Here is a 16,056-nt window from a genome sequence, read left to right as displayed (position 1 = left end):
AGAACAACAGAACAACAGAACAACAGAACAACAGAACAACAGAACAACAGAACAACAGAACCCTATCTGAAAAGTTTGATCTGATACTGAGGAGCGTAGACCCTATTGCACTAGAACGCTTTTCGCCCTTTGTCCTAGCCCGTTTTATTTTGCCCTCTTTATTTCCCCAATACGATAAGCTCATCACATGTGATGTAGATGTCGTGTTTGTCAAAGATATGAGTGAGAGTTATTTTGCTTTGAATACAGACGATCCATACTACCTAGCTGTTGCTAAAGAATTCAGAGGTGATGCCAGTGTCGCAGAGGCAATCAGGACGCGTCTGATAGTGGCTTCTAGCAAAAAAATAACCATCGATAGACATTTTTTATCCCCCGAACAATGGCAAATCCTCTATGAAAATCCCTTCAATATGGGGTTTGCTGTTTTTAATCTTAAAGCCTGGCGCAAAAGTAATCTTGAAGAGCAGTGTATCGAGTTTTTTGCACACAAGGGACATGGGCTCTGTTATCCAGAACAGGATGCATTAACCTTGTTGTGCCATGGATATATGCTAGAATTGCCCCATACTTACAACACCAATCCTTTCCACTTCAATATTCCTAACCATCCCATCCATCAGGCAGTGCAAAATACCAATGAGGTGATCATGTGGCATTTTTGTGGTGAGATCAAGCCATGGGAGCCTCAAAATTTCCACGCGGCCCCACTTTGGATTCGCGCTTTGGTGCGCACGCCTTTCACAACGACTTATTTTGAGCGCTACGATCGTTGGATAGCTGACAAAGATTCAAAAGCGTATCTCTCATGCCTAGAGCCGCTCTTAACCAAGAAAGTTTTGCGCGACTACATTTTTTACAAGATTCAAAAAACTTTCAAGCGTTGGTATACCGACCTTTGTTTTTGGTGGAAGCTCAAGAAAATTTGAGTTTAAGCCCGTATCTTGCATGGGCAGTGTGTTCTCATCTCAGATAGGTATAATTTCTACAAAAAGTGCTAAACTAGGCCTTCTTCATTTGTAATGTGAAAGGAATCTATGTTTAAAAATATAACCTTGAGAAGTAAAATGGTGTTGGCCATCGGATCAGCACTGGTGATTCTAGTGTTAGCGATAACCTATATTGTCTCTTTCAAGGTGGAAAGATTGTTGGAAGAAGAGGCCCTTAATCGTTTGCAGGCTCAGGTACGTAATGCCGGGAAAGGGGTGCAAGATAGTATTACGCGCTCACTGGTGCGCCTCCACATTTTGAGAACTGCGCTTTTAAAAAATGGCTCTGCCGACATGGCCTTTAAAAAGACACTTTTGAGTGAGTATCTCTACTATACACGGACGGTGTATGCCCTCTCTATCGCGTTGGAGGACGATCATGCAAATGCCTTTTTATTTGAGAAATCCACGCAGGGAGAAAATGACCCTAATAGCCTTATAGGTTCAGGTCATATCAAGGTCATGCCAGCACCCAAGCTCTACGACAATCCTCTCTACGAAAAGGTGAGCAAGCCGGGTGAAGATTTAATCTTGAACAAACCCTATTTGCGCACCATGCAAGATGGGAGCACCATTTATGGAGTAGACATCATCTATCCTCTAAGAGACGATCAAGGCGTATTTAAGGGGGCTATCACGGTTTTTATCAACATTGATCGTTATGATTATGTGCTCAAGGCTTATGGCGTGGGGGATACAAAATTCAATCTTATCGCAGAAGATGGAACTCTACTAGTGGTGCATAACAATAAAGAATGGCGCGGACATGCATGGAAAGAGTTCAATCCAGAATTTAGCCAACAAGGCTTGCCCATCATACAGAAAAATGAGAAAAAAGTACTTCAAGTGTATTCCAAGGTGAGTCATGAAATGTCTTATGGGGCTATCTTTTCCTTTAGCATTTTCAGAAAGAATACCAACAATTATCACTGGGCCGTGGTGGGTGTGCGTAGCGAGAAACGGGTGTTTAGAGACATTGATTCGATTAAAATGACGGTGCGCCTTACAGGGATAGTTGGTCTGGTTGTGGTGATTGGCATCATTTACTGGCTCTTGTACACACTGATGAGCAAGCGCATTGGTAATGTTGCTCGTAATTTGGAGAATTTCTTTAAAATTCTGCGCCACGAAGTTTCGCCCGATCATATCCAACTCATTCCTGCTACCAGTGCGGACGATCTAGGTAAAATACAAAGCTCTATCAATGAAAACATCCAACGAGTCCAGCAAACCATTGTGCAAGATGAAAAGGCCGTACAAAACAGTATTGAGGTTGCCTCCAAAGTGGAAATGGGAGACTTTAGTCAAACCATCAATGCCGAGCCTAGTAACCCCTCCTTGATTGCACTCAAAAAGAATATTAACAACATTATTCTCTATATGCAGAAGAATATTGGGCTACACATGGCAACCATTAACGAAGCGTTTGAACGCTATTCTGAATACGATTTCAGAAAGGGTATCCCCAATGCCAGTGGGCACATTGAGGTGGTGCTCGATGCACTTGCCAATGAAACCAAGCGCATGCTCAGCACCTCTGCGGATTTTGCAAGGGAATTGGATAGTAAGGTAAATGTGCTCAATAGCTGTGTGGATCGCCTCAATGAGATTGCCAATAATCAAAACAATAGTCTGGATAAGACTATTGGGAGTATCGGGGGGATCACCAGTGGCATTACAGAGGTGGCCCACAAGAGTGAGGGAATGATTCAGCAAGGTCAGGATATTAAGCATATTGTGGAAATTATCCGCGATATCGCCGATCAGACTAATTTACTCGCCCTCAATGCTGCGATTGAAGCTGCACGCGCAGGTGAGCATGGGCGAGGCTTTGCGGTAGTGGCTGATGAAGTGCGTAAGCTCGCTGAGCGCACTCAAAAATCTCTTAGTGAGATCGAGACCAATATCAATGTCTTGGTGCAGAGCATCTCTGACACTTCATCAAGTATTCAAAACCAGGCCAAAGAAGTGGAATTAATCAACCAATCTTTGGAAGAATTTAAGCAAGATACGCAGAGCAATATCGCAATCGCGCGCGACTCTCTGAGTGCTTCTCAAGACATCAACCGCATTTCCGAAGAAATCTTAAAGGATGTGGAGCGCAAAAAGTTTTAAGCGACCATCTCTTAAGGCATTCTTGGATAGCATGGAGATTTCCAGCCTTTGGCGTGAGAATTGAAGATTTAAGGAATAGTGGGGTTTCTATATATCGCAATGAATGCGTTGGCGCACTTGGCCATTATCATGGATGGAAATGGGAGATGGGCTAAGAAACAGGGCAAACCCCGCACTTATGGGCACAGGCGCGGGGTGCTCGCCCTACGTGAGATCACGATTTGGTGTGCGAAACATCACATCGCTTATCTTACCCTCTATGCTTTTTCTACAGAGAACTGGAATCGCCCCCAAAGAGAGGTGGACTTCTTGATGCGTATGCTGAAGAAGTACCTCATCCAAGAGAGGTCTACTTATTTAGAAAACCAAATCCGCTTCAAGGCCATTGGAAACTTGGAGCGTTTTAATCGCGATTTACGCCAAACGATTCTAGCTTTAGAAAAAGACACGGAACATCACCGCGCACTCACCCAAGTGCTCGCCCTCAACTACGGCGCGCGCGATGAGATTGCCCGTGCCTGCGCGCAAATTTTGCACTCTCAAAAGAGCGGAGACAATATGCAGGAGCTCATTGGAGCGCATTTAGACACTGCGGGTATGCCCGATGTGGATTTGCTTGTGCGCACGGGAGGAGAAATGCGTCTATCTAATTTCTTGCTTTGGCAATCTAGTTATGCTGAACTCTTTTTTAGCCCTGTACTTTGGCCCGATTTCACACCCACGCACCTACAAGCTATCATCTGTGCTTTCCAACAACGGCAACGCAAATTTGGGCGGTTAATCTGATTTTGTTAGAGTTCATGCAAAAGGAGTGTCTATGGAATTTAAAGTTGTGGTGTGGGATTTTGATGGGGTGATTTTTGATAGCATGCACTTGAAATGTGCAGGCTATAAACAGCTATTTGGAAATGTGAGTACTCGAGCATGGCAACAATTTGAGCAATACCATTACAAAAGCGGAGGAATCTCCAGAAATGAAAAGATTGACTATTTTTACCGCCATATTTTAGGCACCCCTTTAGAGGCACACCAAATAGACGCACTGGTACTAGAGTTTGGCCAAATCATCTCTAAAGAACTCTTTTCTAAGAGTCATCTCAATGCTGAAGTGCTCCACTTTATCCAAACCCACCACAAGAGTTATCCCTTTCATGTCGCTTCAGCTGCTCTACATACAGAATTGCAAGCACTCTGTGCATTTTTGGAAATCACACCTTATTTTCAAAGCATTGAGGGAAGTCCACCTGCCAAGCCTAAGGTTGTGGCGCATTTGATCGAGAAATACGCCTATGCACCTCAAGACATGGTGCTCATCGGAGATAGCTCTAATGATTATCTCTGCGCACGCGAGAACCAAATTGCGTTTTTAGGCTACAACAATCCCGAGCTTAAAACCTTAGTTGAAGGTGTGGATCGCGCTGGCTATCTTGAGAGTTTTCAACGTTTTAACTTGCAGGATTGTGCTGCATACTTTGCAGATCGATGACCACATCGCAGCGTTCAATAGTGCTCAGTCGGTGTGCGATGACAAGCAGGGTTTTATCTTGAGCAACATTGTAAATTTCCTCCATGATTTTGCTCTCCGTGGAGGTATCTAGCGCAGAGGTGGCTTCATCTAGCACCAAAATCTCAGGGTTATCATAGAGGGCGCGCGCGATGCCGATGCGTTGTTTCTGCCCACCGCTGAGTTTCACCCCCCCCTCGCCCACCTGGGTATAAATACCTTCGTGTTGGGTTAGAAAATCGTAGATGTGCGCCATTTTGCACACTTCTACGAGTCGCTCTTCTTGTAAAGGGCTGCCAAGTGCGATATTTTCAGCAACATTACCATCAAAGAGATAAATATTTTGGGGAATGTAGCCAAATTTTTGGCGCCAACTCTTGATATTTTCCGCATTGAGCGGTTTGTCATCTACATAAATAGCCCCACGACTGGGGGTGAACATGCCCATCAAAATATCTACTAAAGTCGACTTACCACACCCACTAGGCCCCACAAAAGCGACCTTTTGTCCCTTGTAAATTGTGAGGTTGAAATCGCGCAAAATAGGGTTTTGGAGCTTGTAAGCAAAATCAATATGGCGTAATTGAATGCTGTGTGTGAACTCAAGAGGCGCATCTCCTTCATGTTGAATGGGCGCATGGAATTCCTTAAACACAACATTAATAGCTCGCTGGTTGTAGGCAATGGTGTTGTAATGCCCCAAAATTCTACTAATAGAGGGCAACATGCGATACAAAGCTAGAGCATACATAGAGATGATGGGTAAGACCATTTGAGCTTCCCCATATTTGTAAAGCACATAGGCAACCGCTAGGATTAGCAAACTAAAGCCCACGGTTTCTAAAATTCGACTAGGCATTGCTTGCATTGTCTGGTAAGCGATCTTGGCATGCGCACTCTTGAGACTGTATTCAGAAAAACGCCTGCAGGCCTCCAAATGGTTGTTTTTGAGTCGTGTGAGCTTGAAATTCCCAAAGAACTTTGAAAGCACTTTAAGGGAGTTTTCACCCGAAGTCACGACAACATGGCCCCTTCTTTGAATCGAACGGGACATGTGCTTAGTGATAAAAAACACTTGCAAGAGCAGTAAGACGCTCAACACCAAAGTCATTTTCCAGTTGGTTAACAAAAGCAAAACATACAAAAACATGATCACCATGGCTTCTGAAAACAGATTCCATAATGCGCTAAACCCCTCCATAGTTTGGCTACTTTTAGCGGTGATGGTATTGCGGATGCGATCCAAGTGCAAGTTAGTGTGTTCCAAATAGGATGCCTGAATATGGCGCAAAAAGAGTTGCTGGGCGATCATATGGGCTTTTTTATTGGCAAAGCGACTATTCAAATAGGTGAAACACACACTATAGGCCATTCTAAACAAATACAGGCTCACGAGCACGAAGCTAAAGACAAACATGAAATGCAAGGGACTACTAAAATGAAGCCACTTGTATAGAGTGGCGCTGTAGGGATGGTTTAAAATCAAATCGGGTGTACTGGCTAGAGTGATAAAGGGCATAATCATGCTAATAGTGAGCACTTCTAAAATTGAGAGTCCCACAGACATCACCACCAAGAAGAAGATAATTTTTTTATCGCGTTGGCTGAAAAATGAGAAAAGTTGGACGATGGAACGCCTAAACATCTTGAAAGATAGGTTGCGTCTCAATTCAATCCTTGTACTTGAAGTGGTATTGGTGTGATTATAGCTCATACCTCTTGATTATTCAGGCTGTTTTCACTATAGTGTCGCGTCTTTTGACACAAAACAATCTTAAGGAGTTTTAATGCTAGTTACGAAATTAGCCCCTGATTTTAAAGCCACGGCTGTGTTACCTAATAACCAAGTGGTTGAAGATTTTGAGCTTTCTAAGAACCTCGGTAGAAATGGTGCTGTGCTGTTTTTCTGGCCTAAAGATTTTACCTTTGTGTGCCCCTCTGAAATTATCGCTTTTGACCATCGCGTTAAGGACTTTGAGGAAAAAGGGTTCAAGATTATTGGGGTCTCTATTGACACCGAAGTAGTGCATTACGCTTGGAGAAATACTCCTGTGGACAAGGGCGGTATTGGTCAAGTGAGCTTTCCTATGGTAGCGGATGTCAAAAAAGAAATTTCCAGAAGTTATGATGTGCTCTTTGACGATGCCGTCGCGCTTCGTGGTTCTTTCTTGATTGACAAACATCAAAAAGTACGCCATGCTGTCATCAATGATTTCCCTCTAGGCAGGAATGTAGATGAGATGTTGCGCATGGTAGACGCTCTTGTTTTCTTTGAAGAAAATGGCGAGGTATGTCCTGCTGGATGGAGAAAAGGCGATGCGGGCATGAAACCTACGCACGAAGGTGTAAAAGAATATCTCAGAGACTACGCTAGCAAGCTTTAGTCTCTCCGGGGGTCTTAGGACCCCTACTCAAAAGTGCCATGCATGAGAGATGAAGAATACCACACTTCTCTCGAAGGCGCTCTTGGGCTCCGGATTTAAAAAGATTTTCATTCCTAATTCTACATCTACGATGTGCCATGCCACGATAGTGCGAAACTGCACACCGAAAGTTCCGATCGCTCTAAAATAAGTAGACTGGGACTTGAATACGAGGTCTCTGAATGAGTTCCATGTGTTGCGCACAATGTTTTTAGCCTTTTGGTTAACAAGCCAGGTATTGGCACCAAGCTGCAAGCCAAAGAAAAAAGCCCAAGAATTGACAGGATTTTTATTATAAGCCACCATAAAATCACCTCCCACCCCATAAGTAAAGAGATTAACTTGAGTGAGAGAATGTGGCTTTAACAGCACATTGCCATAATCTAAGAAGATATAGTAGCGTGAATAGGCCCAATCGTGTTTGGGGTTCACCTCATAACCCCAGGTAATGGACGCTCCTTGCAAGAGTTTCGTAGTACCCCGCGCTTTTAAGAACACCATCCCGGCTTGATAGGAAGAGGACATGTAGCTCAGATTCTTAGCCCCTAAACTCCCCACCAACACCCACACCAGACACCAATACCGCACGGCCATCTTACTTTTTGTCGACATATTCTCACAGCTAAAGATTAATGGATTACCCAGCCATGAGGTTCATGGCATCATCAAAACCCACTCCGCAAGAGGCTTTATGGTTGTTATTCCAAGAGTTAACACCCCAACCCTACACATTGCCTCCGCATTTTATAGCACAAATCTTCCGTATGCGGCCTTATAAGTTCAAAGCCAGATTACCAGCCACGCCATAAGGCTAGCACCAGCATGGCTGTGCTAATATTTGTGCAATCGAGGGGTAATACCCTTGGGGTTGGGGCATCAACCTTTGGAATAGGGAATGTAAGACTCCAAACGGAGCTGTCCTGCTTGAAGCCGCGATCTCCACTAAAGTTAGAATCCCCTAACTTTAGTTATGGGAGAGTATGTCAAGATACAAGGCAAGCCTAGGATAAATCAACTACTTAAGCTAGAATGTGTTAGAATGAGGGCTTATTTTTTCGTAAAGGAAGCATATGTTAGAGGGCCAAGTCAGGGGCGATCTATCTAAATCTCAAAGAAAGGCGTTGCGTAAAGAGGGTTATCTACTTGCCAATCTCTATGGCAATCGGGTGCCTAATGTCTATGCCAGCTTCAAGACCAATGACTTTATCCGCTTTGTCAAAAACAAACCTAACTTGGATTTTCAGGTAAAGGTGGGGGAATGCGCTTACCATGTGGTTGTGCAAAGCTATCAAAAAGACCCCGTGAGCAATGCCCTCATGCATGTGGATTTGCTCGTGCTTAACTCGGGCATGGTGTCTAAATTCTATGTCCCCGTGAAGGTGCATGGAACACCCGTAGGACTCAAAAACAAGGGGATTTTGATGCTTTCCAAGAGTCGTGTGCATGTAGAATGCCAACCTGAGCACCTCATTTCTAGCTTTGAACTGGATGTATCCTCTTTAGATGTAGGCGATGTGATTTTGGTGCGCGATTTGGAATTGCCCCAATCAGTGAGGATTTTAGAAAATCCTAACAACGCTGTTGTGGGAGTGATTAAGGCAAAATAACCCTTGCGACTTATTTGTGGTTTAGGAAATCCGACCTCTGAGTACGCCCATACACGCCACAATGTGGGCTTTGATATCCTAGACCTCTTGGCGCATGAACTCCATGCAGAGTTTAGGTACACCGCTAATTACCAGTCTGCTTTTTTAGTGCAATATTCTTGTTACCTGCTAAAACCCACCACTTATATGAACGCCTCTGGAGAGGCTTTAGAAATGTTTTTGCACTACCATGATGTGCGGGCGTTGGTGGTGGTGCATGATGATTTAGACCTACCCTTGGGTGCATTGCGATTCAAGCAGAAAGGGGGTCATGGAGGGCATAATGGCCTCAAATCCATAGAAGCACATTATCCCCACCCATTCTACAAAGTCAAGATTGGGATTGGGCGCGGTGTGGACGCACACACGCATGTTCTGGAACGCTTCCAATCCCATGAAGAACCCCTGAAACAGCAAGTTCTGGCACATACGCTTGAAGCACTGTGCTTTTACTTGGAATCTGACGATTTCGCGCGCATGCAAAATCGTTTTACACTCAATCCCCATAAATCTCTCCGATGCGACTCTGGCTCTTCGTAGGTTCTTATTACCTCAAATATTGCCTCATCATTTTGATGGCGCTAGAATTTTTCTTCATTGGAATTGATAGTTTGCAGTATGCAGATAAATTCCCCGATGCTGCCAACCTCATTTTACTCTTCTTTGTTTACGACGGTCTCTATGCGCTCAATTACACTCTGCCTATTTCCTTGCTCTTGGGCCTCGTGCTCTTTTACATCGCCTTTATTCGTTCTAATCAATACAGTGCCCTGCTGGCCATCGGCTACTCAATCAAGCAAATCTTGCAACCCATGCTCGCTATCAACCTATTTTTTATCGCAGTTTTCATAGGTCTTAACGCCACACCTTTTGTATACATGCAAGAAAAAGCAGAGCAGATTATCTATAAGGATAGCTCGAGCAATATGTCTGAAAATTTGCTGGTCAAGTATAATGACGATTATGTCTATTTTGGCAAGATTAACCCTCTCTTGCAAAGCGCACAAAATGTCAAGATTTTTACATTAACCAATAATGAATTGAGTGCAGTCGCACAAGCCAATCACGCAGTTTTTGAACATAAATACTGGGTGTTGCACGATGCCACCACTGCCCTATTGCCCACACCTCTTGCACTAGGACCACAAGGTTTACGCCTGGAAAATAGCGCCTTGCTGAAAACTCTCAAGGGCTTTCACCCCAAAGTGCTTGACACCATCTATCAAAATAAACCTGCCGTTTCCATTGCAGATGCGCTGCGTTCTCTACGCGTGCTTTATAGACAGCATGGAGATACTAAAAAAGTCCGCGCTTTTCTCTATGTATCTATTTTCTTACCCTTTTTTGTGCCTCTTACTGCCATTTTAATTGCCCGTTATACCCCTAACCTCGCCCGTTATGAGAATCTTGCACTCTTGAGTTTAAAATTCATCATTCTCTCTCTCATTCTTTGGGGGCTTTTCTTTGCATTGGGAAAATTTAGCATTGCTGGCCTCTTCTATCCTGAGTTGGGGATTGTACTCCCCTTTGGGCTCTTGTGTGGCCTTGCCTTGCACCACTATAGAAAACTCGATACGCGTCTTTAAGTGGATTATGTACTTAACCAAAGCGTAAGCCGTCTTTCATACTTAAATGCTGGAAACTTTCAAGGACAAATGGTAAAGATGTTACAGAGTGTAACTTTTTGAGAATATGATCGGTATTTTAACTCTTTTATCACAATTTGTTTAAAAAACTTACCATCTTAACACTATAATTAAGAAAGGATTGCTCTGATGTGATCCTATCGCCTCATCTAATTTTGAAAGGATTTTTTATGGATAAGCATGTCGTCCTGACCAATGCCGTTGGTGCGCCTATTGGTAATAACCAAGATGTGCTCACAGCTGGGCCCAGAGGTCCTGTTTTACTGCAAAGCACTTGGTTTTTAGAAAAACTTGCCCATTTTGATCGCGAAAGGATTCCCGAGAGGGTGGTGCACGCTAAAGGGAGCGGGGCCTATGGAACCTTGACCATCACAAACACTGAAATTACAAAATACAGCAAGGCTAAACTTTTTAGCGAAGTAGGCAAAAAGACCCCCTGCTTTTTACGCTTCTCCACCGTAGCGGGTGAAAAGGGTTCTGCTGATGCTGAACGCGATCCTAGGGGATTTGCGCTTAAACTCTATACGGAAGAGGGCAACTGGGATATCGTGGGCAATAACACCCCCGTGTTTTTTATTAGAGACCCTATCAAGTTCCCCGACTTCATCCACACTCAAAAACGCCACCCGAAAACTAACCTTAAAGACGCCACGATGGTGTGGGATTTTTGGAGCTTAGTGCCTGAGAGTCTGCACCAAGTTACCATTTTGATGAGCGATCGAGGTATTCCCAAGACCTATCGCCACATGAATGGCTATGGAAGCCACACTTTTAGCTTGGTTAATGAGAAAAACGAGCGTTTTTGGGTGAAATTCCATTTTAAAACCTTGCAAGGTATTCAAAATCTCACCAGTGAAGAGGCGGCCAAAATCCGCATGCACGACATGGATTCACACCAACGTGATCTCTTTGAAGCTATTGAGAAAAAAGATTACCCTAGGTGGCGTTTTTGCGTGCAGGTCATGCCTGAGAGCGATGCGAAGAACTATAAATTCCACCCTTTCGATGTCACAAAGGTGTGGAGTCATAAAGATTATCCACTCATTGAGGTAGGTATCTTAGAGCTCAACAAAAACCCTGAAAACTACTTCGCTGAAGTAGAGCAATCTGCCTTTAACCCCGCCCATGTGGTACCCGGTGTCAGCTACAGTCCTGATCGCATGTTGCAGGGGCGACTCTTTGCTTATGGAGATACCCACCGCTACCGCTTAGGGATCAACCATAGCCAGTTGCCTGTTAATGCGCCTCGCTGCCCCTTTGCCACCTCCTCTAGGGACGGCTTCATGACCAGCGGATACTACGGAGCCATGCGCAACTACGAGCCCAGTTCCTTACCCGGCTATAAAGAAGCTCCCCATGCTAGAGAACCCAAGCTGGAATTGAGCAAGCTCGCCGATGAAATGGCTGCTTATGCCTATAATTTTAGGGATTATGACACAGATTACTATACGCAAGCGGGCGATCTCTTCCGCTTAATGCCTAAAGATGAGCAAGAACGCACTTGCCAAAATGTCGCGGATGCCATGCAGGGCGTGCCTAGCGATATCATCAAGCGCCAGTTAGAGCACTTCACAAAAGCCGATCCACACTACGGCAAACGCATTGAAGAATTGTGGTCTAAAAAGTCTTAACAATGCGGATTTGAGGAGGGGGTTTAGCACCACTCCTATTCTGTGATCCTTTCTTTTTGGTCGAGTGTGTGGTGCGTGCCATTTCTTATTCAAGTTTTAGGAGCATGGATGGAGTTTCTCAAGCAATTGAAATTTCTCAAGGAATACAAGACTAGACTCTTTTTCATTTACTGGGTGCGTTGGATGGTCTCAGCTGTGGTGATGCTACCCTTCATGCTCCTGTTTGAGTGGATGCACACCCCTCTCTGGCTCAACTTGTTTTTAGGGCAGAGTATTGGCGCACTGATCTTCTTTAAAATTGATAAGTTTATTTTCCGCTCGCAGGAGGATCATTAAATACTCCTAGTGGAAAAAAGCGCATAGAAAGCTTAATAGGTCCTTGACCAAATAACTCGCTAGCCTTAAAAGTCAATGTCTGCGTTTCTTCTGTTCCTTGGTAAGGGTAGACCAACCACACTTGGATTTGGGGTGTTGACTGTTCTTGTTCTTGTTCTTGTTTAAGAAAGGCGTATTTGCTCGCATACGCCCACATTTGATAGAGGTCGTCTTGGGATATACCTTTTTGCTCTTGGATGAGTTTCCATTTGGTATCCAAAATAATAGTTTTACCATCTTTTTTTAGCACAATGTCGGGGAACATGGCAAAGCAACTTTGAGAATTTTGCGCTTCCATGAGGTATTTTCTATTTTGCTTTTGCAAGCGCACATGACAATCCACTCTTTTTAACCAATGCCCTACAAAGGATTCAAAAAGTTTCTCCATAGGGAATAACAACGCATAAGCCCGCTCCACTCCACTATAAGAGGTTAAGCTTTTGTTGCGCAAGAAAAGATCACACCATGCTAAAAGATTTTCATATTCTTTAAAACGGCTGGCATGAGCGCTTTTGGCAAAATCTGCATCGATGTTTTTACTAGGATTCACCTCATCAAAGACAAAGCACACGGAATGCAATTTTTCTTGACTCAAAGGGCTCAGAACTAGGGTTTTAAGCATTTTGAGCGTGGATTTGATGAGGCGATTAGGCGCGACATCTAAACTGTATTCGTCGCTAGTCGTGTAAAAGCGTTCTTTGTGGATCATATTGGTTTTGAGGTGATGGGCAAACTCTAACTTGCCTTTAAGAAAGGGGCGATTCTCAGAGATAGCTAGATAATCCTGCTTTAACCCCCGTTTGATAAGCTGGGCACACTCCTCTAAAAACATTTGGATAAAGACATCTAGCAGGGGCAAGTGTGCACTACTGAGCTCAGAAAATTGGCTTTGCTTAAAAGGTGCATCTTTAAGAGTGATCAGACAATTATAAAGCACTTGTTTAGCATGGCAGAGGGAGCATGAGGGTTTTTGTGGGGATTTTGGATTACTTTGCAGCTCTACAAATTCTCTTACCTGATCTTGAAACTTTGCGCGATCGAGTTTGGGGATTTTCATTTTGCAGTCGCAATGTTTCTTTAAATCCTCTCTCTTTAAATCTCGCCCGCAAATCTTAGGTAGTATCTCAATGCAAAAGCCCCCCACCTGAATTAAGCCCACATAGTTTTGGGTTTTGAGGGTGTGCTTATTTTTAAACCTCAAAAAAGCGTGGTTGGCCTCTTGGTGGGCAAAATCTTTCAGGATTTCCCATATCTTGGGAGCTTTAGCCTTGTACTCCCCCAAGCACTTCTCGATATCCGCTTGGCTAAAGGTTTGGTATTCGGCCAAATAGAGCGTGGGGGTGGTTTTCATGGGTTTGCATTTTGGGCACTAGGCTCATTAGATTGTGTCTGCCCCTCATTTTGCTTAGTGCCCCCATAAATGGCTTGAAATTGTTCAGCCCTCCACCCTTTAGACTCTGTGAGATGATAGACTTTTTTATCCATATCTACAAAGTCCTCTACGAGTTTTCCTAAAATAGCCCCCATTTTTTGGACTTCTTTAACCTCTAGCATGCCATTGCCATTTAGTACCGCTGAAACTTTGGCGTGATCGTCATAAAAATACTCTTGCAAAAGCGGGATGATTTTATTTTTAAAGCACTCTTGCAAGCTCTCTAAGTCTTTAAGTCCTAAAAAGTAGCTATGCCCAATGGTGTGGTTGTTATCTAGCAAAAACTCTATACGCGCATTCATCGCCTCTAAAAGGGCTGATAAATCAACCCCCTCACAATCACCAAGCAAAGCAGGATTAGGCATCATCTCTACAAAGGTAAATCTACGGCGCAGGGCAGTATCTAGCAAGGCAATGCTACGATCAGCGGTGTTCATCGTGCCAATGATGTAAAGATTATCGGGCACGCCAAAGGACTCTTTACTATAAGGCAAAGTAACCCGCAATGCCTCGCTATTACCTATGCGTTTGCTCTCTTCTATGAGGGTAATAAGCTCCCCACAAATCTTAGAAATATTCCCCCGATTGATCTCATCGATGATAAGAATATAGGGTTGCTTGGCGGGGGCTTTGAGGGGTTGTTGGATCTCAGATTTATATTTGGTCTCCTCAAATTTCTTAAGTTCTGTGAGCAACACATAGTAATAGGGGGCATTACCATGCATTTTGGATTGCGATTCGTAAGTAGGTTTAATGTCTTTATAGCTATGGATTTTGCCATTTTTAAAATCTAAGTAATCCCGCACAAGAACATCTTTTGTTAAACTCTGCCATGCCGAAACATCTGACCCGTCTGTCCCAAGCCGGATCGATCGAAAATCCCCTTTCTGAGACCGACACACAGCCTTAATTTTCATGCGCGCATGAAAATTAAGAACTTCTCCTTGATCGAGTTTGTTTTGAATGTTTTGCGCGTATTCCTCTAATAGCTCCTCTAACCCGATTTCCTCAGCGATCGCCTCATCTGTTTTAAGAGAGTCTTGATAGTTTTTTAGTGCCTTTTGGCACATTCTCTTAAAAATCCCATCCTCAACTTTATAGCGCACCTGCTCGCTACTTTCCTGCTCACTATCCATCTCCGGTTTGATCCCCTCTACAAATTCCTCATAGCCATAGCTTTGGTGGAAAGTTACAAAGTCAATACGCCCCTCTTGCTTATATTGATCAAAAAGGGCTTTGGTTTCCTTGCGATTCATATTAGTGGTGTCGTGTCCCAAAATCTCTAACGCCTTATTGATGGTGTTGTAGGTCTTACCCGTGCCCGGAGGTCCATAGAGGATTTGGTTTAGGGGGATTTTGGGGGAATTATTCATGGGGATTTTCTCTGGTATGGCGATGATTTGTTGGGGCAGTGTGCGTAGATTGTTAATTGGTCTAAAATGCTCTTGGGGGATTGCATTAAAAATAGCTACTAATTCTAAAAAATAGTCTGTGATTTTTTCCAAATTAGGTTCCAAATCAGGGTAAACTCTTTCCTCGTTAAAACCTTCTGGATTCTTAACAAAGAGTGGTTCATATGCCAGACATCTTTTACACTCATCTAGGCTCCCTTCTGCTCTACCTATGCACAGATGAAACCCATCTTGAGGGTCAGTCGTGCGCCTTACTAGGGGGTCGCGCCAATAGTAGGCAAACCAGATATAAAAACCCTCACTCTGCTTGAGTTTAGTTCCGTTGACAAGGTGTTCTTTGAGGATATCTTGACGGCAAAAGACAATTGACGGTCTTCTGTCATCTTTAAAGTTTGCGTTGCCAGAACCCGCGATCGTGCCCTGTCCAAAACGGGGATCACATTCATAGCCAATACTATTCAAAAGGAGATTAAAATCTTTCTTTAAGTCAGATGTTTCCATGCCCTTCAATGTCCGATCTTTACCCTCTATCTTGACATCTATACGTCTCACAAATTCCCGCAATAATCTCTGAAACTCTGCCTTCTGCTCCCCATTCCACTCTATCTTTTCCATATCATTTCCTTTAAAATCCTCTGAGGGGATTACATTAAAAGTTACTAGCTTCACAAAACAAGTGGCTTTGTTTCATTGACAAAGCCTTCTACTAAGGTGCGCATGGAGTAGAAAACCGCCCCTCACCCCAATCTCAATAAACCCCACGAATGTTAATGAACACATCACCTACAAAGCGGGTTTTTTAGACCCCGCTTCAAAAACCCAGGCGTGAGCTGAGGTTGTCTCAAAGGTATTTGGGCACAGAATTGGCTAGGAGGCCTTCTAA

At 43.8% G+C, this 16,056-nt stretch carries 14 protein-coding genes; 10 read left to right on the top strand and 4 right to left on the bottom strand.

What is annotated here, in order from left to right; translation table 11 throughout:
- The 4 genes from KCO92_RS06340 to KCO92_RS06325 all read left to right on the top strand — a co-directional run.
- The coding region (locus tag KCO92_RS06340) for a glycosyltransferase family 8 protein (RefSeq protein WP_210647472.1) at nt 1-929 on the top strand (929 nt) is incomplete at its 5' end.
- A gap of 108 nt (nt 930-1,037) precedes the next feature.
- Complete coding sequence (locus KCO92_RS06335; RefSeq protein WP_104695756.1) at nt 1,038-3,104, top strand: methyl-accepting chemotaxis protein; 2,067 nt, start codon at nt 1,038-1,040, stop codon at nt 3,102-3,104.
- Between the two features lie 99 nt (nt 3,105-3,203).
- A complete protein-coding gene (locus tag KCO92_RS06330; RefSeq protein ID WP_104695757.1) occupies nt 3,204-3,890 on the top strand; it encodes a di-trans,poly-cis-decaprenylcistransferase in 687 nt (228 codons plus the stop codon).
- A 31-nt stretch (nt 3,891-3,921) separates the two neighbouring features.
- Nucleotides 3,922-4,590: an HAD family hydrolase gene (locus KCO92_RS06325; protein WP_104695758.1), complete on the top strand. Its 669-nt coding sequence runs from the start codon at nt 3,922-3,924 to the stop codon at nt 4,588-4,590.
- Here the strand turns inward: KCO92_RS06325 and KCO92_RS06320 are convergent.
- Entirely contained in the window at nt 4,550-6,322 is a 1,773-nt protein-coding gene (locus tag KCO92_RS06320; protein ID WP_104695759.1) for an ABC transporter ATP-binding protein, read from the bottom strand. The genes KCO92_RS06325 and KCO92_RS06320 overlap by 41 nt on opposite strands.
- Before the next feature lie 73 nt (nt 6,323-6,395).
- Here KCO92_RS06320 and KCO92_RS06315 point away from each other — a divergent pair, with 73 nt between their 5' ends.
- Entirely contained in the window at nt 6,396-6,992 is a 597-nt protein-coding gene (locus KCO92_RS06315; RefSeq protein WP_104695760.1) for a peroxiredoxin, read from the top strand.
- A gap of 27 nt (nt 6,993-7,019) precedes the next feature.
- Here KCO92_RS06315 and KCO92_RS06310 read toward each other — a convergent pair whose 3' ends face one another.
- Entirely contained in the window at nt 7,020-7,625 is a 606-nt protein-coding gene (locus tag KCO92_RS06310) for an outer membrane protein (RefSeq protein ID WP_199766185.1), read from the bottom strand.
- Between the two features lie 476 nt (nt 7,626-8,101).
- On the opposite strand from KCO92_RS06310, the gene KCO92_RS06305 reads away from it, so the two are divergent.
- The 5 genes from KCO92_RS06305 (at nt 8,102) to KCO92_RS06285 (ending at nt 12,290) form a co-directional block, all read left to right on the top strand.
- A complete protein-coding gene (locus KCO92_RS06305; protein WP_104695762.1) occupies nt 8,102-8,638 on the top strand; it encodes a 50S ribosomal protein L25/general stress protein Ctc in 537 nt (178 codons plus the stop codon).
- Between the two features lie 3 nt (nt 8,639-8,641).
- On the top strand, nt 8,642-9,217 hold the full coding sequence (gene pth, locus KCO92_RS06300) for an aminoacyl-tRNA hydrolase (RefSeq protein ID WP_104695763.1): 576 nt from the start codon (nt 8,642-8,644) through the stop codon (nt 9,215-9,217).
- A complete protein-coding gene (locus KCO92_RS06295; protein ID WP_104695764.1) occupies nt 9,196-10,263 on the top strand; it encodes an LptF/LptG family permease in 1,068 nt (355 codons plus the stop codon). The genes pth and KCO92_RS06295 overlap by 22 nt, the downstream gene beginning before the upstream one ends.
- A 230-nt stretch (nt 10,264-10,493) precedes the next feature.
- Nucleotides 10,494-11,954, top strand: a complete 1,461-nt coding sequence (locus KCO92_RS06290; protein ID WP_104695765.1) for a catalase — start codon at nt 10,494-10,496, stop codon at nt 11,952-11,954.
- A gap of 108 nt (nt 11,955-12,062) precedes the next feature.
- Complete coding sequence (locus KCO92_RS06285; RefSeq protein WP_104695766.1) at nt 12,063-12,290, top strand: hypothetical protein; 228 nt, start codon at nt 12,063-12,065, stop codon at nt 12,288-12,290.
- Here KCO92_RS06285 and KCO92_RS06280 read toward each other — a convergent pair.
- Both KCO92_RS06280 and KCO92_RS06275 read right to left on the bottom strand, forming a co-directional pair.
- Nucleotides 12,262-13,680, bottom strand: a complete 1,419-nt coding sequence (locus KCO92_RS06280) for an McrC family protein (RefSeq protein ID WP_104695767.1) — start codon at nt 13,678-13,680, stop codon at nt 12,262-12,264. The two genes, KCO92_RS06285 and KCO92_RS06280, sit on opposite strands and share 29 nt — an antisense overlap.
- Complete coding sequence (locus KCO92_RS06275) at nt 13,677-15,788, bottom strand: McrB family protein (RefSeq protein ID WP_233710479.1); 2,112 nt, start codon at nt 15,786-15,788, stop codon at nt 13,677-13,679. Before KCO92_RS06275 ends, KCO92_RS06280 begins: the two co-directional genes overlap by 4 nt.
- Nucleotides 15,789-16,056: the final 268 nt, after the last annotated feature.

The sequence above is a fragment of the Helicobacter salomonis genome (genome assembly GCF_017979425.1).
Classification (GTDB): Bacteria; Campylobacterota; Campylobacteria; order Campylobacterales; family Helicobacteraceae; genus Helicobacter; species Helicobacter salomonis.
Note: the sequence above shows the minus strand (reverse complement) of the source record. Positions and strands in the feature narration are given on the sequence as shown.

Excerpts from the sequence above, each read along its gene's own strand:
- KCO92_RS06335 (WP_104695756.1), top strand. The coding sequence starts at position 1,038 with ATGTTTAAAAATATAACCTTGAGAAGTAAAATGGTGTTGGCCATCGGA.
- KCO92_RS06330 (WP_104695757.1), top strand. The coding sequence starts at position 3,204 with ATGAATGCGTTGGCGCACTTGGCCATTATCATGGATGGAAATGGGAGA.
- KCO92_RS06325 (WP_104695758.1), top strand. The coding sequence starts at position 3,922 with ATGGAATTTAAAGTTGTGGTGTGGGATTTTGATGGGGTGATTTTTGAT.
- KCO92_RS06320 (WP_104695759.1), bottom strand. The coding sequence starts at position 6,322 with ATGAGCTATAATCACACCAATACCACTTCAAGTACAAGGATTGAATTG.
- KCO92_RS06315 (WP_104695760.1), top strand. The coding sequence starts at position 6,396 with ATGCTAGTTACGAAATTAGCCCCTGATTTTAAAGCCACGGCTGTGTTA.
- KCO92_RS06310 (WP_199766185.1), bottom strand. The coding sequence starts at position 7,625 with ATGGCCGTGCGGTATTGGTGTCTGGTGTGGGTGTTGGTGGGGAGTTTA.
- KCO92_RS06305 (WP_104695762.1), top strand. The coding sequence starts at position 8,102 with ATGTTAGAGGGCCAAGTCAGGGGCGATCTATCTAAATCTCAAAGAAAG.
- KCO92_RS06295 (WP_104695764.1), top strand. The coding sequence starts at position 9,196 with ATGCGACTCTGGCTCTTCGTAGGTTCTTATTACCTCAAATATTGCCTC.
- KCO92_RS06290 (WP_104695765.1), top strand. The coding sequence starts at position 10,494 with ATGGATAAGCATGTCGTCCTGACCAATGCCGTTGGTGCGCCTATTGGT.
- KCO92_RS06285 (WP_104695766.1), top strand. The coding sequence starts at position 12,063 with ATGGAGTTTCTCAAGCAATTGAAATTTCTCAAGGAATACAAGACTAGA.
- KCO92_RS06280 (WP_104695767.1), bottom strand. The coding sequence starts at position 13,680 with ATGAAAACCACCCCCACGCTCTATTTGGCCGAATACCAAACCTTTAGC.
- KCO92_RS06275 (WP_233710479.1), bottom strand. The coding sequence starts at position 15,788 with ATGGAAAAGATAGAGTGGAATGGGGAGCAGAAGGCAGAGTTTCAGAGA.